Here is a 25,064-nt window from a genome sequence, read left to right on the forward strand (position 1 = left end):
GACAGGCCGGCGACACGCGAGCGCGCCTACCCATCAAGGAGTCGACATGAAATCACGTATTGCCATGGCGGCGCTGGCCGCCTCGTTACTCGCCACTGCGAGCCTGGCATCGGCCCAGCAGACTTATTACCGCACGGCTCAGGTCCCGGGGCAAGCCACCGCGGACACCTGGAGCGATCCGAACGCGCCGCAGCAAAGCGCCATGCAGGGCCAGTCGGAGGACATGTCGTATGGCGGCGCGCCGATGACTCGCGGCGCCGCCGGCGCGACGACCATGGGCACGATGGACAGCGCCGCATCGAAGCCCTGCACGCGCGGACCGCAGTGCAATATCTTCTTTGGAAACTGAGTCGGAAAGTGAGTCGGCACGAACGTCCGGCCACTGCGTCAGCATCCGATGCATGAACATGCGCCCGGCCTTGACCGGGCGCATTCCTGTCTCTCCCGAGGTCGACTACATGGACCGCGAAGCATTTCTCGCGCAACTCTCGAGCGCCGGCTATGACGAGATCGTCACGGCGACGCGCGATCCGGACGGCGTCATGGAACTGCACGCCCATCCCTTCGAAGCACGCGCCCTGATTCTCTCGGGCGAGCTCACGATCCGCATCGGTGACGACGCGCATACCTACCGCGCGGGCGACATCTTCCATCTTGCGCCCAACGCCGAGCATTCGGAGACCTACGGCCCGGAAGGCGTCAGCTATCTCGTCGGACGCAGGTGAGCGGAGCGGAACCCATCGATGGCGACACGCAAGCAGACGTCGAACGCGAAGAGCGGGCGCATTCGCGTCGGCATCGGCGGATGGACTTTTGAGCCGTGGCGCGGCACGTTCTATCCCGCCGATCTCGTGCAGAAGCGCGAACTCGAATACGCAAGCCGCGCGCTGACCAGCATCGAGGTGAACGGAACGTTCTATGGGTCGCAGAAGCCCGCGAGTTTCATCAAGTGGCGTGACGAGACGCCCGACGATTTCGTCTTCTCGCTGAAAGCGCCGCGCTACGCGACGAACCGACGCGTACTGGCCGAAGCGGGCGATACCATCGAGCGGTTCTTCGGCAGCGGCGTGCTCGAACTGGGCAGCAAGCTGGGCCCGATCAACTGGCAATTCGCGGCGACCAAGCAATTCGACCCTGAAGACTTCGAGCGCTTTCTCGAACTGTTGCCCGCGAAGGTGGACGGACGCGCGATCCGTCACGCCGTCGAAGTCCGGCACGAGAGCTTCTGCGATCCGGCATTCGTCGCGCTGGCGCGCAAGTATCGCGTCGCGGTAGTCGTGGCGGGAGATTCCAAGTATCCGCAGATCGCGGATGTCACCGCGCCTTTCGTCTATGCACGCATAATGGGCACCACGGAAAAGCAGGCGAAGGGCTACGCGAAAGCGGCGCTCGACCGCTGGACCGCGCGCGCTCAGTCGTGGGCGACGGGGAGTGCCCCGGACGACTTGCAGACCTTCGGCAAGGCGGCGCCGAAGGCCGCCGCGCGCGATGTGTTTCTCTACGTCATCAGCGGCCACAAGATGCACAACCCGGCGGCCGCCATGGCGCTGATCGAGCGGCTGAACCAATAAGCTCAGCGCACGAGAGACGGCTTCTTGTTGTCGAAGGTCCAGTTCGGGATCAGGTACTGCATCGCGACGCCGTCGTCGCGTGCGCCCAGGCCGTGCTCACGATACAGCGCATGTGCCTTCTCGACCTCGTCCATGTCCAGTTCGACGCCCAGCCCCGGCGCCTGCGGCACCTTCACCTTGCCGCCGACGATCTGCAGCGGATCGCGCGTCAGATGCTGGCCGTCCTGCCAGATCCAGTGCGTGTCGATGGCCGTGATCTTGCCGGGCGCCGCTGCCGCGACGTGCGTGAACATCGCGAGCGACACGTCGAAGTGATTGTTCGAATGCGAACCCCACGTGAGGCCCCAGTCGTTGCACATCTGCGCGACGCGCACCGAACCCTGCATCGTCCAGAAATGCGGATCGGCCAGCGGAATATCCACGGACTGAAGCTGGATCGCGTGGCCCATCTGGCGCCAGTCGGTGGCGATCATGTTGGTGGCTGTCGGCAGGCCGGTCGCGCGGCGGAACTCCGCCATGACCTCGCGCCCCGAATAGCCATTTTCCGCGCCGCACGGATCTTCCGCATACGCGAGCACGTCATGCTGGTCGCGACACAGCCGGATGGCTTCCGCCAGTGACCACGCGCCGTTCGGATCGAGCGTCACGCGCGCTTCCGGGAAGCGTTCGGCCAGCGCCGTCACCGCTTCGATCTCCGCATCGCCGGCCAGCACGCCGCCCTTCAGCTTGAAATCGTTGAAGCCGTAGCGCGCCTGCGCCGCTTCGGCCAGACGCACGACCGCTTCCGGCGTCAGCGCCACTTCGGTACGCAGGCGCTCCCAGTCGTCCCGGCCGTCCGCGCCCGATGCATACGGCAGATCCGTCTGGTTGCGATCGCCGATGTAGAACAGATAGCCGAGCATCTCCACTTCGTCGCGTTGCTGGCCCTCGCCGAGCAGCGCGGCTACCGGCACGCCGAGATGCTTGCCGAGCAGGTCGAGCAGCGCGGCTTCGAGCGCGGTCACCGCGTGGATCGTCGTGCGCAGGTCGAAGGTTTGCAGGCCCCGTCCGCCCGCATCGCGATCCGCGAACGCCGTGCGCACCGCGTTCAGCACCGCCTGCATGTTGCCGATCGATTGCCCGACGACGTGCGCGCGCGCATCGTCGATGGTCTTGCGAATGTTCTCGCCGCCCGGCACTTCGCCGACGCCCGTATTCCCCGCGCTGTCCTTTAGGATCACCAGATTGCGGGTGAAGAACGGACCGTGCGCGCCCGAGAGATTCATGAGCATGCTGTCGCGGCCCGCGACCGGGATAACGCGCAATTCAGTGACGGTCGGCGTGGCGTTCGGCTTGACTGCTTGGGTGGACATGATCGTGATCCTGAGGAGAGAAGGGTTGGGGGTTCAGTGCGCGGCGCGACGGGTCGCGTGTGCGCCGGGCGGATGATCCACGCGGCGGTGGCGGGTGAAGAAAGCTGCCGCGGCCGCGATCAGCGACGCGACGCCGAGCGCAACCAGACCGCCCGATACCGAGCCCGTGTGTTGCTGGAGATAACCGAAGGTCGCGGGCGCGAAGAAGCCGCCGAGATTGCCGACCGAGTTGATCAGCGCGATCACGCCCGCCGCCACGCGTGCGTCGAGGTAGCCCTGCGGGATCGGCCAGAACAGCGACGAGGCGGCCTTGAAGCCGATCGCCGAAAAACAGATGGCGACGAACGACAGCACCGCATTGCCGGTCGTCGAGGCGAACAGGCCGCACGCCGCGATCACGAGCGCCGTCGCGAGCCAGGCCTGCTGGAAACGCCAGCGCGCGGACAGCAGCGCGAAGCAGTACATCGCGATCATCGCGATCAGCCAGGGCACCGCGTTGAACAGGCCGACCTGAAAGTCGCTCAGGCCGCCCATCTTGCGGATGATGGTCGGCAGCCAGAAGGTCGCGGCGTAGATCGTCAGCTGGATGGCGAAGTAGAGGAAGCAGAACAGCAGGATCTGCGGGTCCTTCAGCAGCTTGATGGCGGGCACGTGCGCGCCGGTCACGGCTTCACGCGCGGCCTGCTCGGCGCTGATGGTCCGTTGCAGTGCGCGCTGCTCGTCGGCGCTGAGCCAGTGCGCGTCGCTGATGCGCGACTTCAGCAGCATCCAGCTGACGCCGCACAGGAACACGGAGAACGCGCCCTCGATCAGGAACATCCACTGCCAGCCGTGCAGGCCGAAACCGCTAATCGACAGCAGTCCGCCCGTGACCGGCCCCGACAGGATCGAGGCAAACGCCGAGCCGCCCAGGAAGATCGCGATGGCCTTGCCGCGGTCCTTTTGCGGCAGCCACTGCGTGAAGTAATACACGACGCCCGGAAAGAAGCCGGCTTCCGCGATCCCCAGCAGGAAGCGCAGCACATAGAACGAGGTGTCGTTCCAGACGAAGGCCATGGCGCCCGCGACGATCCCCCATGTGCCCATGATGCGGGTGAGCCAAGCGCGCGCACCGTACTTCTGCATCAGGACGTTGGACGGCACCTCGAACAGCGCATAGCCGATGAAGAACAGGCCGCTGCCGAGGCCGTACGCGGCCGCGCCGATGCCCAGGTCCGTCTGCAGGTGCGAACTGACGAAGCCGACATTCACGCGGTCGATGTAGTTCGCGATGAACATGATGAGGAACAGGGGCAGGACGTGGCGCTTGACCTTGGAACTGGCTGATTCGAGCGCGGCGTCGGAACTGGCGAGGACGGTGTTCAACGGAATGTCTCCTGATCGCACCATGCGTGGTACGTTGTCTGATGACATTGTATGGCCGGGCTCTTGCCACCGCCAGATCGCGTTTTCCCTTCTCCCATTAACGCATTGTTATATACCGGTTTTTAGCGATTTATTGTGCCGAACACGGGCTATGTCAGCAATTCAAACTAAGACGTCCGACAACTTGAATTTCACAGTCCGGAAACAGATGCTGGAAACAACACTGCCGGCACGAGGCCGGCAGTGTCGATGCTGCGAAGGGACAGACGGAAGCTTACTTCTTGCCCTGCCCGATCTCGTGGTTCGCCATGATTTCGAGCGCGCGCACCATGCCCGAGTGATCCCATGCCTTGCCTCCATTCGCCGCGCAGGCGTTGAACAGTTGCAGGCACGTCGAGGTGTTCGGCAGCGCGACGCCCAGCGACTGGGCCGTGGACAGTGCCAGATTCAAATCCTTCTGATGCAGTTCGATCCGGAAGCCCGGATTGAAGGTGCGCTTGGTCATCCGTTCGCCGTGGACTTCGAGAATGCGCGACGACGCGAAGCCGCCCATCAGCGCGGTGCGGACCTTCTCGGCATCGACGCCGGCCTTCGACGCCAGCAGGAGCGCCTCGCCCACCGCCTCGATGGTCGCCGCGACGATCACCTGGTTCGCGACCTTGCAGACCTGTCCCGCGCCGACCTCGCCGATCAGCGAGACGTTCTTGCCCATCATGTCGAACAGCGGCTTGACCTGGTCGAACGTGGCCTGCGCGCCGCCGACCATGATCGTCAGCGACGCCGCCTTGGCGCCGACTTCGCCGCCCGAGACAGGCGCGTCGAGATACTCGGCGCCCTTCTCGCGCACTTTCGCGGCGAACTCGCGCGTGGCGATGGGCGAGATCGAGCTCATGTCGACGACGATCTGCCCGGCCTTCAGCTTCTCCGCGACGCCGTTCTCCCCGAACAGCACTTTGTCGACGTCAGGCGTATCCGGCACCATGATGAAGATGACATCGGCCTGCGCGGCCACCGCGGCGGGCGAATCGCACGCGCTGGCGCCCGCCTGGGTCAGGTCGGCGGGCACGCCGCTGCGGGTGTAGGCCGCGAGCGCCACGCCGTTCTTGAGAAGGTTGGCCGCCATGGGATTGCCCATGATGCCCAGTCCGATAAAGCCTGCCTTTTGCATGTGTCGCTCCTTGATGTCGATTCTTCGATGCGGATTCGCCGAGTCTGCCGCTTACCCGGCTCACTCGGGAATGAAGTGTTTGCGCACGCCCTGCGCAGCGTTCCTGAGCAGCCCCAGGTCGGCGCCCACGGCGACGAGCGTGCTGCCCATCGCGAGGTAGCGCTCGGCTTCTTCGCGGACCGGCGCCAGGATGCCGCTCGGCTTGCCTGCGGCGTGCACGCGCTCGAACACGTGCGCGATGGCCGCTTGCACGTCGGGATGATTCGGGTTGCCGAGATGACCGTAGGACGCCGCGAGATCCGAGGGACCGACGAACAGCGCATCCACGCCCTCGACCGCGGCGATCTCGTCGATTGCCGCCACTGCCGTGCGGCTCTCGATCTGCACCGCGACGCACATGTTGTCGTTCGCCCGCTCGAAGTAGTCCGGCACCGTGCCATAGCGGTTGCCCCGATGCCCGACCGATACGCCGCGCACCCCTTGCGGAGGATAACGCGTTGCGGCCACGGCGCGCTGCGCGTCGGCGGCGCTGTCGACAAAGGGGATCAGGAAATTGACCACGCCGATGTCCAGCAGCTTCTTGATGGCGATGGCGTCGTTGGCCTGGGGCCGCACCACGGGCGCGCTGATGCTGTCCTTCAGCGCCATGAGCTGCGGGATCAGCGTGAGCGGGTCGTTCGGGGTGTGTTCGGCGTCGAGCAGCATCCAGTCGAAACCCACGACGCCGATGAGTTCCGTGGCGATCGGACTGGCCAGCGACATCCAGCAGCCGATCAGTCGCTTGCGTTCGCGCACAGCGGTCCGGAAAGCGTTGGGCAAGGGTTGGTATGGCGAGGATGACGACATGGATGCCTCCTGTGACGAACGACAGCGACTCGGTTGGAAAGCAGTACGTCCGGATGCCGCAATGTCATCAGACGTCTTAACACAGAGTACCGTCGAATCTTGGCTTGAGGGCAGGCATGTAAACCCTGATTAGCTCGATTTTTCGCGGCTTAAACTGAATAGATGCGATTGGATTAATTGTACGATGTCTCACAACACTGAAGGTCTAAGACATCAACTTAGGCAGTTTGACCAACTCACTTTCACGCGAGATGATGCGTTGTCGGACATCTCTGAACGGTGGATTCCGCTCGGCCTTGCTGTTGACGAGATCGCGTTCAACAGCAACCGCATGCAGACGTCCGACCACGCTCCCCTACCTTCAGACGCGGATCGCCATGCCCAGTCTCACCGATAAAGTTGTCTCCACCCTGTTCGAGGAGATCGAGCGCGGCATCCTGCGCCCTGGCGACAAGATTCCCACCGAGGTCGCGCTGATGAAACAGCTTTCGGTGAGCCGATCGGTCGTGCGCGAGGCGGTGTCGCGCTTGCAGGCGGCGAATGTCGTCGAGACGCGTCATGGCATCGGCACCTTCATTCGCGCGCCCGAAGAACGTGAGGCGATGCGCCTGAAGGACGCGGACCTGTCGAGTCTCCTCGACATCATGGCGATCATCGAATTTCGTATCGACCTGGAGGGCGCGGCGGCAGCGCTCGCCGCAAGCCGACGTACCGAAACCCATTTGAAGCAGATTTCGGCCGCGCTCGGACAATTCGAGGCGCAACTGGCGAGCGGAAGCACCGATGTCTTGCAGCACGACGTCGAGTTTCACTTGCAGATAGCGCGAGCGAGCGGAAACCGCTACTTCCACGACGTGCTGAGCCAGATGGGACGCGGCGTGAGTCCGCGCACGCGTCTCGGGAAAGCGGAGATTGCCGAACTGGATCAGATCGAACATCTGCGCCATGTGCTTGCCGAGCACAGGGCGATCTATCAGGCGATCGTGAGGCAGGACGCCGAAGATGCGCGTGCCGCAATGCGCATGCATCTGAGCAACAGCCGTGAGCGCTTGAGGCAGGTGCATGGTGCGGCGTGAGTGCCGCGCCTGTTTTGAGCAGCGCCCTCTGCTTCTCTAAGTAAACAGAAGAACGTATATGTATACGTGGTAGTAGTTAACAAGCCCTGCTCATTTCAGTGGACAACTGCCGCTGGCCGTTTTGCGTCAGTGACTTAGCAGGTAAACAACTTCGGTATATCGCGGCCCGTTCTGGCGTGAACCTGGAACAACTTTGGGCTCGCCGGCGTTTACGCCGAGTTGTTCAGAATCCGCAAACAGTCAGTGCCATGACGTTTCAACACGTTTGTCCACAGGCGCGGCATCCGGCGCGCGGTGACGCCGGATGCCGTCGATCAATCGGCGGATGCGTCGCAGGTCCGTTTGAACGACGCCGCTTTCGCGGGCCGCTCGAGCGTCGCGAGCCGTTGCAGGATCACGAGGCCCAGCAAGGCGAGTCCGAGTCCCAGCGTGAAATCGGCCTGCACGCCGGCGCGATCGACGAGCGCGCCGCCCACCGCCGAGCCCGCGGCAATGGCCACCTGAATGATGCTCACGAACATCGCCGAGCCGGCTTCAGGCAGATCTGCGGTACCGCGCTGGATCCACACGCTGAAGCACAGCGGCAGCGCGCCGAAGGCGACGCCCCAGAGCAGCATCCCCGCCGTCTCGCCGATGAGCGAGTGTTCGAGCAGCAGCATCGACGACATGGCGCCGAGCAGCAGCAGGACCATGACGGCGACCGACTTCTTGAGATGATTTGAGACCGCCATCGACAGCAGCGCATTGGAGAAGAAGCCGATGAGTCCGAAACCGAACAGCAGCAGCGTGATTGCGCTGAGCGAGAAGTCCTGTTCGAGCAGCGGTGCGATGTAGGTATAGGTCGAGAAATGCGCGCCGAACACGACCGCGACCATCAGCATGCTCAGCCGCGTGTGCGGGCGTGAGAGCAGCGTCCTGAAGTCGGCGACGCGCAAGGCCGATGCCGACGGCAGCGCAGGCACCAGAAGCGCCTGCGCGAGGAGCGCCACCGCGACCAGGCCGGCGGTTGCCGCGAACGACATGCGCCACGAGGCGAACGACGCGATGAAGGTTCCGAGCGGCACGCCGATGACCGTCGCGCAGGTCACGCCGGTGAGGATGATGGCCGTGGCCTTCGCTGCATCCCGGCCTTGCACGAGTCGCGGCGCGGCGGCCGTCGCGAGCGTCCAGAAGCCGCCCAGCGCGGCGCCGAGCAGCGCGCGTCCGGCGAGCATCAGCGCGAAGTTCGTGGCCATCGCGCAGACGAGGTTGGACAGCAGCAGCACCGCGGTGAGCAGCAGAAACACGTAGCGGCGGTCCATGCGGCCGGCGCTGACGATGAGCGTCGGCGCGGAGATGGCGGCCATCACGCCGGGCGTCGTGATCATCAGGCCCGCGACGCCCGGCGACACGCCGAGATCCTGCGCGATCTGCGGCAGCAGGCCCACCGGCAGGAATTCACCCGTGACGAAAGCGAAGGCGCTGACCGCGACGGCCAGCACGGCGAGCCATTGACGCAGCGTCGTTGAGCCTCCTTCGGAAGAGGCTGAAAGAGTGGGCGTATCGATTTGCATGAGGACACCAATGCCAGTATGAAGTCGGACACTTTAGGCCCGAGGCGGCACGGGAAAAAGCATCGAGCCTTGAACAGAGATACCGGCGCGGCCGAACAATGCCGGCGCGAGGGGAAGAAAACAGAAACGCGGGCATGCGAGCCGCGGCATCGGCGGCTCGCACGTTCCGTCAGTGCGGCGGTGTCAGGACTGCACGAAAGCGAGCAGATCGGCGTTGAGGACTTCGGCGTTCACCGTCAGCATGCCGTGCGGATAACCGGGATACGTCTTCAGCGTGCCGTTTTTCAGCAGCTTGATGGACTTGAGCGCCGCATCGGCGTAGGGCACGATCTGGTCGTCTTCACCGTGCAAAACGAGTGTGGGCACGCTGATCGACTTGAGGTCTTCCGTCTGGTCCGTCTCCGAGAACGCCTTGATGCCCTCATAGTGCGCCTTCGCGCTCCCCGTCATGCCCTGGCGCCACCAGTTCTGGATGACACCCTGATGAACCGTCGCACCCGGGCGATTGAAACCGTAGAACGGACCGCTCGGCACATCGAGGAAAAACTGCGCGCGGTTGTCGGCGAGCGCCTTGCGGAAGCCGTCGAACACGTCGAGGGGCAGGCCTTCCGGGTTGGCTTCGGTCTTCAGCATGAGCGGGGGCACCGCGCTGACGAGCACCGCCTTCGCGACGCGTCCCGCCGGTTCGCCATGCTTCGCGACATAGCGCGCCACTTCGCCGCCTCCGGTCGAGTGCCCGATGTGCACGGCGTTCTTCAGGTCGAGCGCTTCGACGACCGCGAAGGCATCGGCGGCGTAGTGGTCCATGTCGTGACCTTCGGAGACTTGCGACGAACGTCCGTGCCCGCGCCGGTCGTGCGCGATCACGCGATAACCCTTTTGCACGAAGAACAGCAACTGCGCGTCCCAGTCGTCCGAGGACAGGGGCCAGCCATGATGGAACACGATCGGTTGAGCGTCCTTCGGGCCCCAGTCCTTATAGAAGATCTCGACGTTATCCTTGGTCGTGACGAACGGCATGATGAACCTCGCTGGTTGGAAAAAGGTGGACCGTGACGTCGGGCCGTGCGTGCGCTCGGGCACCGGCTCGACGGGCCTGCGGATGGAACAGGGAAGATGGCCGGCACTCAGCCAAACTTTACAGATTGAGCGCCGGCAACGGACCGCCTGGGAATTGAACGAAGCGGCCACCCATGGCGAGCGAACCCAGATCGATGCCGAAGAAGCCGAGCCGGTCGATCAGCAGGCCGATCGCGGCTTTCGCGTCGGGATCGTCGCCCGAGTAGAACAGTACACGCTTGCAGTCCTCGCGGGATGAATCGCCCGTCAGAAAATGGGGTTGTAGACGGTTGGAGGCGTTCACGACGCGCGCGCCGTGCACCAGACTGCGGCACGATGAATCACGCTCCAGACGCTCGATAGCCTGATTGAACGGGAGAATCAGCGCGTCCGAGCGCGGCGGGTACGCTCAACGCGGACAGCCGCCCACAGGGATGGCTGGTGGATACCTGTGCGGCTTCCGCCGACGCCTGGCCAACCGGATCGAGCAAGCGTCTCATGACGAATCGCAGGGCGATGCTGAATGCATCGATCGCGGCAAGCAGGGTGAAGGTGGTGAATTCGGGCATCGGTTCGAACTTCAATGCCACGAGCCCCCGGTCGGACGGGTGGCTTATTGCGTCGGGACGAAGACGGTCTCGCCCGCGCGTTGCGCTGGACCGTCGACAGATTGAACAGTTGTCCGCCAATGCGCGTGTCCCGGTGCGCCCGACGTCTTCGCGCGGCCTGCGCTCCGCTCCGCGCACGCCGTCTGTCGCTCCGGGCGACGCAAGAAGCGCACGGCCTTCGTGGTCGAGCACGCGATACATGATTCCCTTCGGCGGCGATGCGTACAGCCACGCTGTCTGGTCGTCCATCCGAACACCGCTGATCTTGCCGTGGCCGTCGACCACGATGCCATCGGCGGCGCGCCGGGCCATCCGACCATCCGCGTGGCGCCGCGAGACGTGGACCGGAATCAGATGAATCAGAAGGAACATGACCGCCACTGCCGCGCGCAAACCTGTCGCCAAGGCAGCAACCCTCGCCCACCGCAGTCTGAAAGACAGGCTCGTTCTGCATCGGTTGCCTGCGACGCTCTGAATGAAGCGCCGCAGCGTCATACGGACGTCCCCTTATGGATGACGCAATGCGAAGCCGGCGCCGCGAAAGTTGATCAGCGTTGTTGCTGCGTTGACGGCACACAACTTCTTGCGCAAGCGATGAACGGTCACTTCGAGCGCGTTGGGCGTGACTGCTTCTCCGAGACCCCAGGCCGCATGCTCGAGCCGCGTATGAGAAACCGTATGACCGCGCGCCTGGACAAGCGCCAACAGGACCTGCAATTCCGCTGCGGCGAGTGGAACGGACTTGCCGTTGCAGGAGAGTGTCCGTTGCCTCGGGCAGATCTCGAGATCTGCAAACGTCGCGGTCAGCGTTTCCAATACAAGAGGACGACGCAATAGCGTGCGAACGCGGGCGACCATCTCACTCATGACGAAGGGTTTGGTGAGATAGTCGTCGGCGCCGCTCTCCAGGCCATCGATGCGGTCATACACCCCGTCGCGCGCTGTCAGGACGAGACACGGCATCATCGCGTTCGTGCTCCGAAGACGCCGCAGAAAATCCAACCCATCTCCATCGGGCAATCCTCGATCGAGAATCAGCGCGGCATATTCGACTTTGCCGAATGCGTATTTCGCTTCCGAGATTCTCGAGAAAATGTCGGTTGCAATTCCCGAATTCAATAGCGCGCGGCGAATCATGCCGGCCAGGCGCGCATCGTCCTCAAGCAACGCAATACGGGGCATGGTGCAAGTTATTTGAACTGGTAAAGGTAAGCGACCGTTGCGCTGGGCACGAACCTTCTGCCGACAATGGGGCTGTCCGCAACACTGCTGCCGAAGTAGCGGACATTCAGGTCGAGGCTGACCCGCTGGCTCCGCGTGAGATTCCACGCGAAGGCCATGCCGACTTCTTCATTGATGGCCGATGTGCCGCGATAAGCAGGACGATATGCGGTTGCTTCCTCGGGCCTGACGCCAAAATAATAGTCGACGTAATTCGAGCTTGTCCATTGCGCGGCGATGCGAGGCACGACCGCAAACGGACCGAACGCGAACGCCTTGCCGAAGCGCACGTTGACTTGCTGCCCCTTGTTCCCGGATGTCAGCACATCTGCTGACAGCGTACCGAGGCCGCTGGTCCAGGACACCGCGGGTCCGAACCAGAACCCGGCCTTTCGGTCGCTCATGCCTTGAAGCATGCTCGAGTCCGAGCTGTCATAGCCATCGCCCAACGCATACCTGCCTCGAAGCGCAACCCTGATGCCATGCCACTGCAAAAGCTTGAGGTCGAGCGTCGTGCCGATTGCGCTCACCCATTTGTCGTCGAAGTAGAAAAGCGGAATCGGGGAAGCGCTTGCGTCATCGCCTTGGTAGGGCTTTCGCAACACCATGACGCCGGCACCGAGACCCCAATGGGTCACGTTCGTGGCATTGCCAAGAATGCCGAATCCGTCTCCGGCGGACCCGGTCGTGGTGTCGTCGATCTCGGCGGCATTTGCCGGCCCGAGGGGACACGCGAATGCGATGCTTGCAACAGTCAGAGACACAAGCCGGTTCTTTGATACGTTGAGCATGAGTGATCCTCAAGGTGATTGAGGTTGCCCACGCTAGGTTCCATCGACTTACCCGATACTTACCGTCATGCGCGACGTGACCAATGTGTTTCGGCATTACGCCGCCGGACGTGCGCCGCCTGGACGATGCTCGATCCGGTCCGCGAATATCGACCGTTGCGCTTTCTTATCCGGTCACGACGACTGTGTTCGCAATACGGTCGTGAAGCGCTTGCTTGCGTGAAGTGAACAGCACCCATAGGAATCCCGCTCCGCATGTGGCGAAGGTCAGCAGATAACCCATCGTGCGCAACAGGGCTTGCCGGACCGTCATCGGCGCACCGCTGTCCGCATCCACGATGCGTAGTCTCAGCACATGCTTTCCGGGCGATGTGCCCCAGACAGCCCATAGGACGCCTGTCACCAGTATCGGCACGCTTTGCGCAACGATCATCCACAAGAACAGGGTTGCCGCAAGCGCGTCCGGTGACAATGGAACGTCCTCGATCGAAGATCCGACCGGGATGAAGAGCAGGATGATCGTCCACCAGAGAGAATCGATGAACAGGGCGCGACCGCGCTCGGAAAAAGTGGCTGGACGCATCGTGAAAGGAAGGTTGGTTGAAGGTTGCCTGTGCGTGACGATGGGAGTTTGATCGAATCGAACTCCTTGTTCGACCTGTTCGCCGATGCATCGACATTCACGGACGGACTTAACGCCAAGGCCTGGGTAAGCTTCGAGGGCAAGCCGCTGCACAAGGAATTGAACGGACGCATTCAAGTGGCGCGCGTGGAGCGTGGGTCGATCGATCGTACGGCCGGGAAGATCGCCACCAGCGACTACACGGGGTACGGCTCGCACCGTCGCTTGCTCCCCTGACTCAAAGACATTCTCTTGGTCAACCAGTTCAAATCCTCGCGTCGAGGTCTTTTCGCCAAAGCTCAGCTTACTTGGGATTTCCGGGCGTACGAGCCTGGCACGCTCAGTTGAGGATTCTGGCACGAGCATTCCTTGAGACCGCCGGCTTCGGCGTGGCCGCCAGCCTCGATGAGCTGGCGATGACTGGCTAGCGTCCTGTTGCTGGGTCGCTCGCAGATGGCAAGGATTTTGATCCTTTCCGCCGACATGCTTCCAGTAAAGCAAAGCGGTCGTCGTCCATGTCAGCAGCACGCGAGGTCTTGTCGTCATCAGTTGGCGCCTTCATGACCCTGCCAGGTACCCGCCGGCGTGTCACGTCGTTTGGACCTTCTTGGGCCTGTCAGCAATTTCATGTTCAAGGCACGGCATGCTCACAAGGAGAGTTCATGCCTCGCAAACCGAAAGCTCAGCCGGGGATCTGCCGGCGATTCCGGCCGAGCTGCTTGAGCAGCTTGGCAAGGGTCCAGTGACGGCTGAAGCCATCAAGTCAGCAACGATGGCGCTGAAGAAGGCTCTGATCGAGCGCGCTCCGGGCGGCGAGATGAATCAACCTCTCGGCTACGCGCCCGGTGCGGCCAAGCCAACCAACGTCACGAATCAGAGAAACGGCCGGGGTGCCTAGACGGTTCTTATCGAAGATGGCCCGACCCGTATTGAGGTGCCGTGTGACTGGCATGGCAGCTTCGAACCCATCCTGATTCCCAGGCACGAACGCCGCTGTTGCTTATGCGGGCAAACGACAAGCGCAGCCCTTCCGCCCGGTCCGGCCTCGCGCAGTGCACCCAGCGCGGTTACCCCTTCGTGGTGGGGAAACCGCGCTTATTTGTAACCCTGCGCTTGCAGGTCGAAGAGGTGTGCGTACCTGCCGTTCAATGCGAGCAATTGCGGATGGCTTCCGCTCTCAAGCACCGTTCCCTGATCCAGAACGATTATCTGATCGGCGCCACGCACGCTGGAGAAGCGATGTGAAATCAAAATGGACATCTGCTGACCCGCCTGTGCCCGGAACTGCTCGAAGACGCCAGCTTCCGCTTCAGGGTCGAGTGCCGCAGTGGGCTCGTCCAGGATGAGGATGTCGGCGCTTTCTCGCATGTAGGCCCGGGATAATGCAACCTTCTGCCATTGGCCGCCCGACAGCTCCCGACCGCCTGCGAACCAGCGTCCTAGCTGAGTCTCGTATCCTTCTTCCATCTGCTCGATGAAAGCAGCAGCCATACCCTTTCGAGCTGCCTCGCTCCAGCGCGAGCGGTCGGAAAACGCTTCAATGTCTCCAACGCCCAAGTTCTCGCCTGCTTTGAACTGGTACCGGATGAAGTCCTGGAAGATGACGCCGATCCGCCGTCGCAGCGCGTACTCGTCCCAGTCCTGAAGGTCTGTTCCATCAAGCAGGATGCGGCCAGAGGACGGTGTGTACAGGCGGGTAAGAAGCTTGATGAGCGTCGTTTTGCCGGACCCGTTCTCGCCCACGAGAGCGAGCGTCTGGCCGTGCTTCAGTTCGAAGCTGATGTTCGACAATGCCGGGCGTTCGCCACCAGGGTAAATGAATGAGACCTGCTCGAAGCGAAGGCCTTCACCGGCATGTGCGCCTTGGGTCAGGGAACCGGAACTCACCGTTTCGGGTTGGGCAAGGTATTCGAACAAATCGCTCAGATAAAGACCGTCCTCGTAAAGCCCGCCAATGGACGACAAGCTGCTGCTCACTGCACTCTGGCCCTGCCGGAACAGGACAAGATACATCGTCATCTGGCCCAATGAGATCGTCTCGTTGACCGTCTCGAAGACAATCCATGCATACGCCGCGTAGAAGGCGATGGTGCCGACCGCCCCAAGCAGGAAGCCCCAGCCATCGCGGCGTAATGTTAACGCTCGGTCCTCTGCGTAGAGTCTCTCAAAGGTATCGCGATACCTTTGCAAGAGAAGCGGAGCAAAGCCGAATAGCTTGACCTCCTTGATGTTGGCTTCATGCGAGAGCAACGACTCGATGTAGTTCTGCTGCCGACTTTCAGGCGTCCTGCGCCCGAAAAGGCGAAATGCACTGCCCGAAAAACGCGCTTCCGAGATAAAACCCGGAATCGCGCCGGCAACCAGGATAACGAGCGCCCACGGCGAAAATCGTACGAGCAACACCGCGAAGGTTGTCAGCGATATAAGATTCTGAACCAGCCCGAGCGACTTCATGACGAGCGACAGCGGTCGGGACGACGCATCTCGCCGAACCCGTACGAGCCGGTCGTAGAATTCCGAATCCTCGAATTGGACCAGACTCAGCTTTTGGGCCTTCTCCAGTATGAGAAGGTTGACCTTCTGTCCCAGCCGGGCCCGAAGGAGATTCTGGAGCAAGGACAGCGTGCGCTGACTCGCGGCGATCGCAATCAGGACCAACGCTTCCAGCAGGAGATAGCGCGTTACCGCCCAATGCAGACCATAAACAGAATCGCGCGTGGCTGAGACGACCGCATCGACGATACGCTGCCCAATGACGGCAGCCAAGGCAGGGAGAACGCCGGCAACGACAGTCGCGGCAAGAAGCCCAATGAGAAACACGGGCGATGTGCTCCATACGAGCAGGAGCGCGCGCCTAGCTCGCTTGAAGAACTCGCCGACATCATGCAGTAGTTCCACGGTTCATCTACCCGAAGATGGGATGAACAACGCCTTTGGGTCCACCCTCGCCACGGCGCAAAGTCGACTCGAAAGGACAGAACGTTTCGTTGCCTGGAGGAAGAGCTTGCTTCACGACGCGAGGACCAACGTGAAGTTCGTCGATACGGCCTCCTTTGGTCGCCTCGCCGTCCCAGTGACCATCGCCGGTTTTGAGATGGACTTTGGCGTATCGCTCCTTGCTCAACTTCTGGATGGCTTGGTCATTTGGCATCCAGTCAGCACCGAGCCTGTCCGCTAGCGCGTACTGTGCCATCGCAGTATCAGAGAGCGCGATTGCTGCGCAAAGCATTTTGAATTTCACTGCCTGCTCCTTGACGTTTCGATAGGTTACGAGAATTCATACGGTTAGCAAGAATGCGACACGACGAAGCACGCATTCAAGCTCAACGCTTTTCGGTGATTGATGTCTCGGCAAATCTCCACGGAACTCGCGATGTTCTTCGGGGCCAGCGTCGTTCAAGACGGCCGGCACAGGGCACTGACTGACTTCGTCACTCGGTCTGAAATCTCCGGGTTACATTGCGCAAAACTCAGTCCGGCGTGCGCTCATTGTGGTAGTTAGTCGAATCTTCGCGTGCGAGACTTGATTCGCGAGACGCATGTGTCATGGTTGCGATTGCCTTGGCGACCAACGAGGTTATTTGTCCCACCAGCGCGAGAGAAATCCCAAAGATGGTCACGAGAAATGCAATTCCCAACAGCGCTCCGCCGACTTTATGGTGCACAAGGAAGACAATTTCGTAGCTGCCATACGCAATGATCAGAGTTGCAAAACCGTAGTAGATTCGACGCATGAACTTGACGGGCCCAGATCCGTTTCGGAACAATCGTTTGAGCGCAACAGCGACACCCATCAGATACAAAACCGCACAAAGGGCGAACACAAGCGTGTCGTTGAATGCACTCTTGATTACTTGGTTGGCTTCCGCCATCACCCCTGCCCTATCGCAAGTCGTGCTCGCGATTATCCTCTCAAGTCATCCACTACGTGATCTGCGGCATCGATAGTAAGCGGCCGGCAAACCCGTCTTGACGAATTGGGCTAGCGGATAGCGGCCGCCGGCTGCCAGCAACGAGGCAGCAATGCTGCTATGTCACTGGCCTTTGAGATGGCAATCGGGTGAGAACGTCTTTCAGGTAGGCCTTCAGATAGGCGGGTGGTTCGTGCCCATTCATGTGCGCTGTTTTGAGATAGCGGCCCGGCTATGGCTTGTGGCCGACGTTGCTCGAGCTCAACTTCAATGGCCGCGAGATCCGTCGTCGATCGCCTCATCCAGCAGAATGATCTGATCGTTGTTGAGTTGCTCGCTGCGCTTGCCGAATTGATAACCTTTGAGAATCGCTATCGCGTGGGTCAACCGGTCGACGCGGGTCTGCCGGTAGCGTAGCTCCTGCTCCTGCTCATCGACCTCGCGGGTCTTCTCTTCAATCTACCTGTCCCGGTCCTCGACGCGCGCAATCAGTGGTGTGCAAGGAACGCGTGCTGCATGGTTTCCCGCATCCGCGCACGGAGGCAGCCGAGCAAACTGCTTATTTCCGCGGCGAGAAAGGGCGTGGCGAGCTAAGCAAGGACACCAACGCCGACAAGATTGACGCTTGGCTACCTGCGGAGCGCGGCGCGGAGGGCGGTGGTGCGGGGAGTAGTCAGAGGGGAATTGCGAGAAACCGGTGCCGGGGCCCCGGGCGCCAAGTGAGGGACAGATTTGCCCGTGTTGGCGACGTTTTTGAGGTGATGCGTGTTGGTGCGATTCGTTACCCTTAAGCCCCGTCCCGGCGGGGATTCCGGTCGGTCCGACGGACTTGAGGATAACTTTTGCAGGCGCTTTGAGGATAACTGTCAGAACTTGCCAACAGCGACCCCCAACAAAACTCTCCTCACTCTACCGTCACCGACTTCGCCAGATTCCGGGGCTTATCCACATCGGTGCCTCTGGCGCACGCCGTATGATAAGCCAGCAACTGCAACGGCACGACGTGCAGGATAGGCGACAGCGCCCCATAATGCTCGGGCATGCGGATCACATGAATCCCATCTTGACTCACAATGCGGGTATCCGCATCGGCGAACACATACAACTCCCCGCCGCGCGCCCGCACTTCCTGCATGTTCGACTTGAGCTTCTCCAGCAACGCATCGTTTGGCGCGACGGTCACCACCGGCATCGCCTCGGTCACCAGCGCAAGCGGCCCATGCTTGAGCTCGCCCGCCGGATAGGCCTCGGCGTGGATATACGAGATCTCCTTGAGCTTCAACGCACCTTCGAGCGAAATCGGATAATGCAGCCCGCGCCCGAGGAACAACGCATTCTCCTTGCGCGCAAAATCCTCCGACCACGCGATGATCTGCGGCTCCAGCGCCAGCACGCTGTTCAGCGCCGCCGGCAAATGGCGCAACTGCGCGAAATACGCCGCCTCCTGCTTCGCATCGACGCGACCGCGCATCTTAGCCAGCGTCACGGCCAGCACGAACAGCCCAACAAGCTGCGTCGTGAACGCCTTCGTCGAGGCCACGCCGATCTCCGTGCCCGCATGCGTCAGGAACGCGAGTTCGGTCTGGCGCACCATCGCGCTCGTCGCCACGTTGCACACAGCGAGCGTGTGCTTGTGACCGAGCGACTGCGCATGCTTGAGCGCCGCGAGCGTGTCGGCGGTTTCGCCTGACTGCGAGATCACCACGACCAGCGCCTTTGGATTCGGCACCGACTCGCGATATCGATATTCACTGGCAATCTCGACTTGCGTTGGAATCTTCGCGATCGATTCGAGCCAGTACTTCGCCGTCAGCCCCGCGTAGCTGCTCGTGCCGCACGCCAGAATGAGAATGCTGTCGATGTCCGCGAACACGTCGCCCGCCCCTTCGCCGAACAGCGCCGGACCGAAGTGATCGGCTTGCGGAATCGTGTCGGTGATCGCGCGCGGCTGCTCGAAGATTTCCTTCTGCATGAAATGCCGGTAAGGCCCGAGTTCCACCGCGCCGCCATACGCCGTCACCGTGCGCACGTCACGCGCCGCCGGCAGTCCTTCGCGATCGACGATCTTCACGCCATCCAGCCCGATCTCGACCACATCGCCCTCTTCGAGGAACGCGAAGCGGTCGGTGCTGCCCGCGAGCGCCAGCGCATCGGAAGCGAGAAAGTTCTCGCCCTGACCCACGCCGACCACAAGCGGCGAACCCTGGCGCGCGCCCACGACCGTGTGCGGCTGGTCCTTGTGCAGCACGGCGATCGCATACGCGCCGTGCAACATTTTCACGGCATCGCGCACGGTCTGGAACAGGTCGCCGTGATACATGCTGTGAACCAGATGCGCGATGACTTCGGTGTCCGTCTGCGAGACGAACTCGTAGCCCTTGCCCTTGAGCATCTCGCGCAGCGACTCATAGTTCTCGATGATGCCGTTGTGCACCAGCGCGACGGTATCGCGCGAAAAGATCGGATGGGCGTTGTCCGTGATGGGCGCGCCATGCGTGGCCCAGCGCGTATGCGCGATGCCGGTCATGCCGCCGAGATTCGAATCGCGCACCTGTGCATCGAGGTCGGACACGCGCGCGACGCTGCGGGCGCGACGCGGCTCGCCATGGCTCAGCACGGCCACGCCGCACGAGTCGTAGCCGCGATACTCCAGCCGGCGCAGCCCTTCGACCAGCACCGGGACGATGTTACGTTGCGCTACCGCGCCGACAATTCCGCACATGGGCGTTCATCCTTTGAAACCAGTATGTGAAAGCGCGGCGCACCGGACCGCGCGCGTCAGACTGCGCCAAACCGACAGCCTTACGACTTGTTCTTGCGCTTGACCGGGCGCACATAGCCCGTCTTGCTCACTTGCGTTTTCTCGTTGAGCACGAGTTCGTTCTCGCCGATGTCCTTCCACACCGTCGTGCCGGCCGCGATCGTCACGCCGCTGCCCACGCGCACCGGCGCGACCAGCTGGGTATCGGAGCCGACGAACACGTCGTCGCCGATCACCGTGCGATGCTTGTTCGCGCCGTCGTAGTTGCAGGTGATCGTGCCCGCGCCGATGTTCACGCGCGCGCCGATGTCGGCATCGCCGATATAGGTCAGGTGGTTCGCTTTCGAGCCGCGCCCGAGCACCGCGTTCTTCACCTCGACGAAGTTGCCGACGTGCGCTTCATCGGCCAGTTGCGCGCCCGGACGCAGCCGCGCATACGGCCCGAGCACCACGTTCGCGCCCGCCGTGGCGCCTTCGATATGCGTGTACGCATCCACCCGCGCGCCCGCGCCGATATCCGCATCGCGGATCACGCAGTTCGGACCGATCGTCACGTTGTCGCCGAGCGTCACGCGCCCTTCGAACACGCAATTCACGTCGATGGACACATCCGCGCCGCATGCGAGCGTGCCGCGCACGTCGATGCGCGCCGGGTCGAGCAGCGTCACGCCCGCATCGAGCAGCGCGTGCGCGACGTTGCGCTGATGAATCCGCTCGAGTTCGGCCAGCTGGATCTTGCTGTTGACGCCGAGCGTTTCCCATTCGGCGTCCGGCTGGGCGGTCACGACTTCCACGCCCGATTCGATCGCGCGTTCGACGACATCGGTCAGATAGAACTCGCCTTGCGCGTTGTCATTCCTGAGCGACGCGAGCCAGCCTTCGAGCGCGCGCGTCGGCGTCACGACGATGCCCGTGTTGATTTCCGCGATGCGGCGTTCTTGTTCCGACGCATCCTTCTGCTCGACGATCTTGCGGACCGAGCCCGCCGCATCGCGCACGATGCGGCCATAGCCGGTCGGATCGCTGACGTCCACGGTCAACACGCCATAACGGTTCTCGCCCGCGGCCTGGATCAGGCGTTCGAGCGTGCTGGCGCGCGTGAGCGGCACATCGCCGTACAGCACGAGCGTGGCCACCGAAGGATCGAGCAGCGGCAGGGCTTGCTGCACGGCGTGCCCGGTGCCGAGCTGACGATCCTGCAGCGCGAACTGCACATCCGGCGCGCCGACGGCTTCGCGAACCTGATCCGCGCCATGTCCGACGACGACCACGAGGCGCGTCGGCGAAAGCGTGCGCGCCGTGTCGATGACATGGGCGAGCAGCGGCTTGCCCGCCAGTGAATGAAGTACTTTCGGCCGGGCGGAGCGCATGCGCTTGCCCATGCCGGCAGCCAGAATCACGATGTTCATGCCGGGAAGCCTTGCTGGGTGTGACGAGCCGCCAATATAGCATCCGGCTCCTTGATGCAATGCGGCGAAAGGCACGCCGCATCCCGCTCTGACAACGCCTACAGGTCGTCGAACTGCACAATTGAAATGGTGCCCGGCGACGTTGACGGTTCGCTTGCGCACGGTTCTTCGTCGAACGCGATATCGCCCTGCGGATCCGCTTCGCCCGTCGCGCGCAATCCGGCGAACGGAAACAGCGCGCCGTCCATCAGATGTGACGGCACGACATTGGACAGCGCGTTGAACATGTTCTCGATCCGTCCCGGGAAACGCTTGTCCCATTCGCGAATCAGCGCCTTCATTTCGGCGCGCTTCAGGTTCGGCTGGCTGCCGCACAGGTTGCACGGAATGATCGGAAATTCGCGCAACTCCGCGTATTTCTCCAGATCCGTTTCCTTCACATAGGCGAGCGGACGAATCACGACGTTCTTGCCGTCATCCGATTGCAACTTGGGCGGCATGCCCTTCAGCTTGCCGCCGTAGAACATGTTGAGCAGCAGCGTCTGCAGGATGTCGTCGCGATGATGGCCGAGCGCGATCTTGGTCGCGCCGAGTTCGCCCGCCACGCGGTACAGAATGCCGCGCCGCAGCCGCGAGCACAGCGAGCATGTGGTCTTGCCCTCCGGCACCAGGCGCTTGACGATGCTGTACGTGTCCTGATTTTCGATGTGAAACGGAATGTCCAGCTTCGCCAGGTATTCGGGCAGCACGTGCTCCGGAAAGCCCGGCTGCTTCTGGTCGAGATTGACGGCGACGATGTCGAAGTTGATGGGCGCACGCTCGCGCAGCCGCATCAGGATTTCGAGCATCGCGTAACTGTCCTTGCCGCCGGACAGGCACACCATGACCTTGTCGCCTTCCTCGATCATGTTGAAGTCGCCGATCGCCTCGCCGACCTGCCGCACGATACGCTTGTGCAGCTTGTTGTTCTCGTATGCTTCCTTTTGCTGGCGCTTCGTCAGCGCCTCGCGGGCCGGTTTGACCGCATCCACGGTGTCGAGGGTGTCGCGCGCGTTCATGCCTGTTCCTCCTTGATGCGGAAGACTTCGACGCCCACCGCGTCGCAATCGGGATAGACGTCGGGTTTTTCCGTCGACACCGCCACCGCGCGCACGTCCGGATGCGCCAGCAAGGCGGCGGCGACGTCATCGCAGAGCGTTTCCTGCAGATGGATATGGCCGCGCTTCACGCGTGCCGCGATGGTCGAGCGCATGAAGTCGTAATCGACGACTTCGGCCAGCTTGTCCGCGACGGGCGTCGACAGCGCGAGCGGCACGTACAGCTCGACATTGATCACGACGCGTTGCTCGCCGCGCTTTTCGAAGTCATGCACACCGATGTTGATGCGCACTTCGTAGTTGCGCAGAAAAAGCCGCCGGCAATCGGTCAGCCGGGGGTGCGAAAGTGCGGCAAGCATGGTTTCATCCAAAAGTTGGGCGCGTCAGTGATTCTGCGCGCCGATCATGTACATCACGTCGCGCGGGCTCGGCACGAGGTGCTGGCCGCCATCGACGACGAGCGTCGTGCCGGTCACGCCGTGCGCGTTCGCGAGATAGCACGCGGCCTGCGCGACATCCTCCACCGTCGACGCGCGATTCAGCGGCGTCACGCGATGCGCCGCCGCGAAGGTCGCGGGCGTCTGCCCGGCGGAAATCATCGTCAAGCCCGGCGCCAGGCCCACCACGCGCAGTTTCGGCCCGAACGCCTGGGCCAGCGCCACCGTGGCGTTGTCGAGCGCGGCCTTCGTCAGCGTGTACGACAGGTAATCCGGGTTCATGTTGTAAAGCTTCTGGTCGAGCACGTTGATGACCACGCCGCGCAGTTCGTCGCGGGCGGACGCGGCGTCCGGCAGGATCTCGTGCAGCATGCGGGCGAGCAAGAGCGGCGCGGCGACGTTGATCGCGGTCATCTCCAGCAGCTTCGCGTAGTGGAAATCGCCGGCGGTGTCCTCGTCGAAACGCGATGCGCAGTTCACCACGCAGGTCAGACCGCCGAACGCCTCGGCGCACGCCGGCACCAGCCGCGCGACTTCGGCTTCGACGGCGAGATCCGCCTTCAGCGTCACCGCGCGCCGGCCGAGTTCCTCGATGAGCGCCACCGTTTCGCGCGCTTCGTGCTCCGAGCCGCCGTAGTGCACCGCCACGTCCCAGCCCTGCCGCGCAAATTCCAGTGCGATGCCGCGTCCCACGCGCTTCGCCGCCCCGGTCACGAGGACGGCGCGGGAACGGTGGGCGGCGCCGGAAGACGGCGAGTTAGCGGGAGAAAACGACGTGGAAGCGCTCATTTACAATACGGGGATGAACTCGAATGCTCGACAATCCGATAGTTTACCTGCTCCGGGCGCCGACGCGCTCGCGCAATCCGAAGCGCTGACCGGGCTGATCCGCGAGCGCATCGCCGCTGCGGGCGGCTGGCTGCCGTTCGACCGCTATATGGATCTGGTGTTGTACGCGCCCGGCTTGGGCTACTACAGCGGCGGAGCCATGAAGTTCGGCCGCCGCGGAGAAGACGGCAGCGACTTCGTCACCGCGCCCGAGTTGTCCCCGCTGTTCGCGACGACGCTCGCGCGTCCCGTCGCGCAGGCGTTGCAGCAGAGCGGCACGCGGCAGCTGATGGAGTTCGGCGCCGGCACCGGCAAGCTCGCTGCGGGCCTGATGAGCGCCCTCGCCCACCTCGACGTGCCCTTCGACAGCTACGCGATCGTCGATCTCTCCGGCGAACTGCGCGCGCGCCAGCGTGAAACCATCAAACGGGACGCGCCCGCGCTCGCCGCGAAGGTGCAATGGCTCGATTCGCTGCCGGACAGCTTCGAGGGCGTGGTGATCGGCAACGAGGTGCTGGACGCAATGCCCGTGCGCCTCGTCGCGCGCAAGCTCGGCGCGTGGCACGAGCGCGGCGTGGTGCTGCTGAACGACCGCTTGGCCTTCGACGACCGTCCGATCACGCCGGACGCGCAAGTTGAACTGATCGATGCCGCCATCGACGAGGCCAACGACGAACCGTTCGCCGAATACGTGACGGAAACGCACGAAGCGGCGCTGGGCTTCACGAAGACGATCTGCACGATGCTCGTGCGCGGCGCGGCGTTTTTCATCGACTATGGTTTTCCGCGCCGCGAGTTCTATCATGCGCAGCGCGCGGGCGGCACGCTGATGTGTCACTACCGGCATCGTGCGCATCCGGATCCGTTTCTCTATCCGGGCTTGCAGGACATCACCGCGCATGTGGAATTCACGGGCATCGCGGAAACTGGAGTCGAGACCGGCGCCGATCTGCTCGGTTTCACTTCGCAAGGCCGCTTCCTGTTGAACGCGGGCGTCACCGACGTACTCGGCGAACTCGATCCGTCCGATGTGCGGCGCTTCCTGCCGGCCGCCAATGCCGTGCAGAAACTGCTTTCCGAGGCCGAAATGGGCGAGCTGTTCAAGGTGATCGCGTTCTCGCGCGGCATTCCCGGCACGCTCGACGCCTTCGCCACCGGCGACCGAAGTCATACCCTATGATTTTTATCCATCATGATCCGCTGGCTGCTGACCACCTTCATCGCGCTCGCGATCCTCTCCGGCTCGCTGCCCTGGCTCAGGAAGTTCGGCATTGGGCGGCTGCCGGGTGATTTCACGCTGCGGCTGTTCGGCCGGGAATATTCGTTTCCCTTCATGTCGACGCTGCTGCTCTCCGTGCTGCTTTCGCTGATCGCGCGCGCACTCTGACG

Annotated in this window: 26 protein-coding genes and 3 pseudogenes; 8 read left to right on the forward strand and 21 right to left on the reverse strand. The window is 62.7% G+C overall.

The features are described from left to right. Positions 1 to 46: 46 nt before the first annotated feature. From QCE63_RS00215 to QCE63_RS00225, 3 genes are all read left to right on the forward strand, one after another. Complete coding sequence (locus QCE63_RS00215) at positions 47 to 349, forward strand: hypothetical protein (RefSeq protein WP_309829403.1); 303 nt, start codon at positions 47 to 49, stop codon at positions 347 to 349. A 109-nt stretch (positions 350 to 458) separates the two neighbouring features. After that, the gene (locus QCE63_RS00220) at positions 459 to 725 is read left to right on the forward strand and encodes a cupin domain-containing protein (protein WP_309833624.1); all 267 of its coding nucleotides are present in this window, start codon (positions 459 to 461) and stop codon (positions 723 to 725) included. Between the two features lie 18 nt (positions 726 to 743). Next, positions 744 to 1,571, forward strand: a complete 828-nt coding sequence (locus QCE63_RS00225) for a DUF72 domain-containing protein (RefSeq protein ID WP_309829404.1) — start codon at positions 744 to 746, stop codon at positions 1,569 to 1,571. 2 nt (positions 1,572 to 1,573) lie between these two features. Here the strand turns inward: QCE63_RS00225 and gudD are convergent, their stop codons facing one another. The 4 genes from gudD to garL all read right to left on the reverse strand — a co-directional run bounded on the left by gudD (position 1,574) and on the right by garL (position 6,302). After that, on the reverse strand, positions 1,574 to 2,923 hold the full coding sequence (gene gudD / locus QCE63_RS00230; RefSeq protein ID WP_309829406.1) for a glucarate dehydratase: 1,350 nt from the start codon (positions 2,921 to 2,923) through the stop codon (positions 1,574 to 1,576). 33 nt (positions 2,924 to 2,956) lie between these two features. After that, positions 2,957 to 4,312: an MFS transporter gene (locus QCE63_RS00235; RefSeq protein ID WP_404990068.1), complete on the reverse strand. Its 1,356-nt coding sequence runs from the start codon at positions 4,310 to 4,312 to the stop codon at positions 2,957 to 2,959. Positions 4,313 to 4,562: 250 nt separating this feature from the next. Beyond that, positions 4,563 to 5,471, reverse strand: coding sequence for a 2-hydroxy-3-oxopropionate reductase (locus QCE63_RS00240; protein ID WP_309833625.1), 909 nt, complete (start codon positions 5,469 to 5,471; stop codon positions 4,563 to 4,565). 45 nt (positions 5,472 to 5,516) lie between these two features. Beyond that, positions 5,517 to 6,302, reverse strand: coding sequence for a 2-dehydro-3-deoxyglucarate aldolase (gene garL / locus QCE63_RS00245; RefSeq protein ID WP_309829410.1), 786 nt, complete (start codon positions 6,300 to 6,302; stop codon positions 5,517 to 5,519). A 377-nt stretch (positions 6,303 to 6,679) separates the two neighbouring features. On the opposite strand from garL, the gene QCE63_RS00250 reads away from it, so the two are divergent. Then, on the forward strand, positions 6,680 to 7,378 hold the full coding sequence (locus QCE63_RS00250) for a FadR/GntR family transcriptional regulator (protein WP_309829412.1): 699 nt from the start codon (positions 6,680 to 6,682) through the stop codon (positions 7,376 to 7,378). Positions 7,379 to 7,692: 314 nt separating this feature from the next. Here the strand turns inward: QCE63_RS00250 and QCE63_RS00255 are convergent, their stop codons facing one another. The 7 genes from QCE63_RS00255 to QCE63_RS00285 form a co-directional block, all read right to left on the reverse strand. Next, positions 7,693 to 8,931 (reverse strand): MFS transporter, encoded by a 1,239-nt coding sequence (locus QCE63_RS00255; protein WP_309829415.1) that lies wholly within the window; start codon positions 8,929 to 8,931, stop codon positions 7,693 to 7,695. Positions 8,932 to 9,114: 183 nt separating this feature from the next. After that, a complete protein-coding gene (locus QCE63_RS00260) occupies positions 9,115 to 9,951 on the reverse strand; it encodes an alpha/beta hydrolase (protein WP_309829417.1) in 837 nt (278 codons plus the stop codon). Positions 9,952 to 10,069: 118 nt separating this feature from the next. Next, positions 10,070 to 10,294 carry a hypothetical protein gene (locus tag QCE63_RS00265; RefSeq protein WP_309829418.1) on the reverse strand — a complete coding sequence of 75 codons (225 nt, stop codon included), beginning with the start codon at positions 10,292 to 10,294 and terminating at the stop codon, positions 10,070 to 10,072. A 37-nt stretch (positions 10,295 to 10,331) separates the two neighbouring features. Then, a complete protein-coding gene (locus tag QCE63_RS00270; RefSeq protein WP_309829420.1) occupies positions 10,332 to 10,970 on the reverse strand; it encodes a hypothetical protein in 639 nt (212 codons plus the stop codon). Between the two features lie 135 nt (positions 10,971 to 11,105). After that, positions 11,106 to 11,780, reverse strand: a complete 675-nt coding sequence (locus tag QCE63_RS00275; protein WP_309829421.1) for a response regulator transcription factor — start codon at positions 11,778 to 11,780, stop codon at positions 11,106 to 11,108. A gap of 8 nt (positions 11,781 to 11,788) precedes the next feature. Next, entirely contained in the window at positions 11,789 to 12,610 is an 822-nt protein-coding gene (locus QCE63_RS00280; RefSeq protein ID WP_309829422.1) for a MipA/OmpV family protein, read from the reverse strand. A gap of 166 nt (positions 12,611 to 12,776) precedes the next feature. Continuing rightward, positions 12,777 to 13,193, reverse strand: coding sequence for an RDD family protein (locus QCE63_RS00285; RefSeq protein WP_309829423.1), 417 nt, complete (start codon positions 13,191 to 13,193; stop codon positions 12,777 to 12,779). Positions 13,194 to 13,241: 48 nt separating this feature from the next. On the opposite strand from QCE63_RS00285, the gene QCE63_RS00290 reads away from it, so the two are divergent. Together QCE63_RS00290 and QCE63_RS00295 are read left to right on the forward strand one after the other, a co-directional pair. After that, positions 13,242 to 13,469 (forward strand): hypothetical protein, encoded by a 228-nt coding sequence (locus QCE63_RS00290; RefSeq protein ID WP_309829425.1) that lies wholly within the window; start codon positions 13,242 to 13,244, stop codon positions 13,467 to 13,469. A 425-nt stretch (positions 13,470 to 13,894) separates the two neighbouring features. Beyond that, a pseudogene (locus QCE63_RS00295) lies at positions 13,895 to 14,226 on the forward strand (transposase); the annotation flags it as partial. 101 nt (positions 14,227 to 14,327) lie between these two features. On the opposite strand, the gene QCE63_RS00300 reads toward QCE63_RS00295, so the two are convergent. The 10 genes and pseudogenes from QCE63_RS00300 to QCE63_RS00340 form a co-directional block, all read right to left on the reverse strand. Beyond that, entirely contained in the window at positions 14,328 to 16,130 is a 1,803-nt protein-coding gene (locus QCE63_RS00300) for an ABC transporter ATP-binding protein (RefSeq protein WP_309829427.1), read from the reverse strand. Between the two features lie 7 nt (positions 16,131 to 16,137). Further along, on the reverse strand, positions 16,138 to 16,473 hold the full coding sequence (locus tag QCE63_RS00305; RefSeq protein ID WP_309829429.1) for a PepSY domain-containing protein: 336 nt from the start codon (positions 16,471 to 16,473) through the stop codon (positions 16,138 to 16,140). A gap of 229 nt (positions 16,474 to 16,702) precedes the next feature. Then, positions 16,703 to 17,104 (reverse strand): hypothetical protein, encoded by a 402-nt coding sequence (locus tag QCE63_RS00310; RefSeq protein WP_309829431.1) that lies wholly within the window; start codon positions 17,102 to 17,104, stop codon positions 16,703 to 16,705. 110 nt (positions 17,105 to 17,214) lie between these two features. Beyond that, a pseudogene (locus QCE63_RS36810) lies at positions 17,215 to 17,363 on the reverse strand (transposase domain-containing protein); the annotation flags it as partial. Positions 17,364 to 17,385: 22 nt separating this feature from the next. After that, positions 17,386 to 17,602: pseudogene (locus tag QCE63_RS00315) on the reverse strand (transposase); the annotation flags it as partial. A 445-nt stretch (positions 17,603 to 18,047) separates the two neighbouring features. Continuing rightward, on the reverse strand, positions 18,048 to 19,865 hold the full coding sequence (glmS, locus tag QCE63_RS00320; RefSeq protein ID WP_309829433.1) for a glutamine--fructose-6-phosphate transaminase (isomerizing): 1,818 nt from the start codon (positions 19,863 to 19,865) through the stop codon (positions 18,048 to 18,050). A gap of 80 nt (positions 19,866 to 19,945) precedes the next feature. Next, positions 19,946 to 21,313 carry a bifunctional UDP-N-acetylglucosamine diphosphorylase/glucosamine-1-phosphate N-acetyltransferase GlmU gene (gene glmU, locus QCE63_RS00325; RefSeq protein ID WP_309829435.1) on the reverse strand — a complete coding sequence of 456 codons (1,368 nt, stop codon included), beginning with the start codon at positions 21,311 to 21,313 and terminating at the stop codon, positions 19,946 to 19,948. Between the two features lie 98 nt (positions 21,314 to 21,411). Next, the gene (gene ttcA, locus QCE63_RS00330; protein ID WP_309829437.1) at positions 21,412 to 22,371 is read right to left on the reverse strand and encodes a tRNA 2-thiocytidine(32) synthetase TtcA; all 960 of its coding nucleotides are present in this window, start codon (positions 22,369 to 22,371) and stop codon (positions 21,412 to 21,414) included. Then, on the reverse strand, positions 22,368 to 22,769 hold the full coding sequence (locus tag QCE63_RS00335) for a dihydroneopterin aldolase (protein ID WP_309829439.1): 402 nt from the start codon (positions 22,767 to 22,769) through the stop codon (positions 22,368 to 22,370). Before QCE63_RS00335 ends, ttcA begins: the two co-directional genes overlap by 4 nt. A 24-nt stretch (positions 22,770 to 22,793) precedes the next feature. Continuing rightward, a complete protein-coding gene (locus tag QCE63_RS00340) occupies positions 22,794 to 23,636 on the reverse strand; it encodes an SDR family oxidoreductase (RefSeq protein ID WP_309829441.1) in 843 nt (280 codons plus the stop codon). 13 nt (positions 23,637 to 23,649) lie between these two features. On the opposite strand from QCE63_RS00340, the gene QCE63_RS00345 reads away from it, so the two are divergent. Further along, positions 23,650 to 24,855, forward strand: a complete 1,206-nt coding sequence (locus tag QCE63_RS00345) for a class I SAM-dependent methyltransferase (RefSeq protein ID WP_309833626.1) — start codon at positions 23,650 to 23,652, stop codon at positions 24,853 to 24,855. 12 nt (positions 24,856 to 24,867) lie between these two features. Beyond that, positions 24,868 to 25,062 (forward strand): DUF2905 domain-containing protein, encoded by a 195-nt coding sequence (locus QCE63_RS00350; protein ID WP_309829443.1) that lies wholly within the window; start codon positions 24,868 to 24,870, stop codon positions 25,060 to 25,062. The last annotated feature ends 2 nt before the right edge of the window (positions 25,063 to 25,064 follow it).

This window comes from Caballeronia sp. LZ065, from assembly GCF_031450975.1.
Lineage (GTDB): Bacteria > Pseudomonadota > Gammaproteobacteria > Burkholderiales > Burkholderiaceae > Caballeronia.

Coding starts and splice junctions, on each gene's coding strand:
- QCE63_RS00215 (WP_309829403.1), top strand. CDS start 47: ATGAAATCACGTATTGCCATGGCGGCGCTGGCCGCCTCGTTACTCGCC.
- QCE63_RS00220 (WP_309833624.1), top strand. CDS start 459: ATGGACCGCGAAGCATTTCTCGCGCAACTCTCGAGCGCCGGCTATGAC.
- QCE63_RS00225 (WP_309829404.1), top strand. CDS start 744: ATGGCGACACGCAAGCAGACGTCGAACGCGAAGAGCGGGCGCATTCGC.
- gudD (WP_309829406.1), bottom strand. CDS start 2,923: ATGTCCACCCAAGCAGTCAAGCCGAACGCCACGCCGACCGTCACTGAA.
- QCE63_RS00235 (WP_404990068.1), bottom strand. CDS start 4,312: ATGGTGCGATCAGGAGACATTCCGTTGAACACCGTCCTCGCCAGTTCC.
- garL (WP_309829410.1), bottom strand. CDS start 6,302: ATGTCGTCATCCTCGCCATACCAACCCTTGCCCAACGCTTTCCGGACC.
- QCE63_RS00250 (WP_309829412.1), top strand. CDS start 6,680: ATGCCCAGTCTCACCGATAAAGTTGTCTCCACCCTGTTCGAGGAGATC.
- QCE63_RS00255 (WP_309829415.1), bottom strand. CDS start 8,931: ATGCAAATCGATACGCCCACTCTTTCAGCCTCTTCCGAAGGAGGCTCA.
- QCE63_RS00260 (WP_309829417.1), bottom strand. CDS start 9,951: ATGCCGTTCGTCACGACCAAGGATAACGTCGAGATCTTCTATAAGGAC.
- QCE63_RS00270 (WP_309829420.1), bottom strand. CDS start 10,970: ATGTTCCTTCTGATTCATCTGATTCCGGTCCACGTCTCGCGGCGCCAC.
- QCE63_RS00275 (WP_309829421.1), bottom strand. CDS start 11,780: ATGCCCCGTATTGCGTTGCTTGAGGACGATGCGCGCCTGGCCGGCATG.
- QCE63_RS00280 (WP_309829422.1), bottom strand. CDS start 12,610: ATGCTCAACGTATCAAAGAACCGGCTTGTGTCTCTGACTGTTGCAAGC.
- QCE63_RS00285 (WP_309829423.1), bottom strand. CDS start 13,193: ATGCGTCCAGCCACTTTTTCCGAGCGCGGTCGCGCCCTGTTCATCGAT.
- QCE63_RS00310 (WP_309829431.1), bottom strand. CDS start 17,104: ATGGCGGAAGCCAACCAAGTAATCAAGAGTGCATTCAACGACACGCTT.
- glmS (WP_309829433.1), bottom strand. CDS start 19,865: ATGTGCGGAATTGTCGGCGCGGTAGCGCAACGTAACATCGTCCCGGTG.
- glmU (WP_309829435.1), bottom strand. CDS start 21,313: ATGAACATCGTGATTCTGGCTGCCGGCATGGGCAAGCGCATGCGCTCC.
- ttcA (WP_309829437.1), bottom strand. CDS start 22,371: ATGAACGCGCGCGACACCCTCGACACCGTGGATGCGGTCAAACCGGCC.
- QCE63_RS00335 (WP_309829439.1), bottom strand. CDS start 22,769: ATGCTTGCCGCACTTTCGCACCCCCGGCTGACCGATTGCCGGCGGCTT.
- QCE63_RS00340 (WP_309829441.1), bottom strand. CDS start 23,636: ATGAGCGCTTCCACGTCGTTTTCTCCCGCTAACTCGCCGTCTTCCGGC.
- QCE63_RS00345 (WP_309833626.1), top strand. CDS start 23,650: ATGAACTCGAATGCTCGACAATCCGATAGTTTACCTGCTCCGGGCGCC.
- QCE63_RS00350 (WP_309829443.1), top strand. CDS start 24,868: ATGATCCGCTGGCTGCTGACCACCTTCATCGCGCTCGCGATCCTCTCC.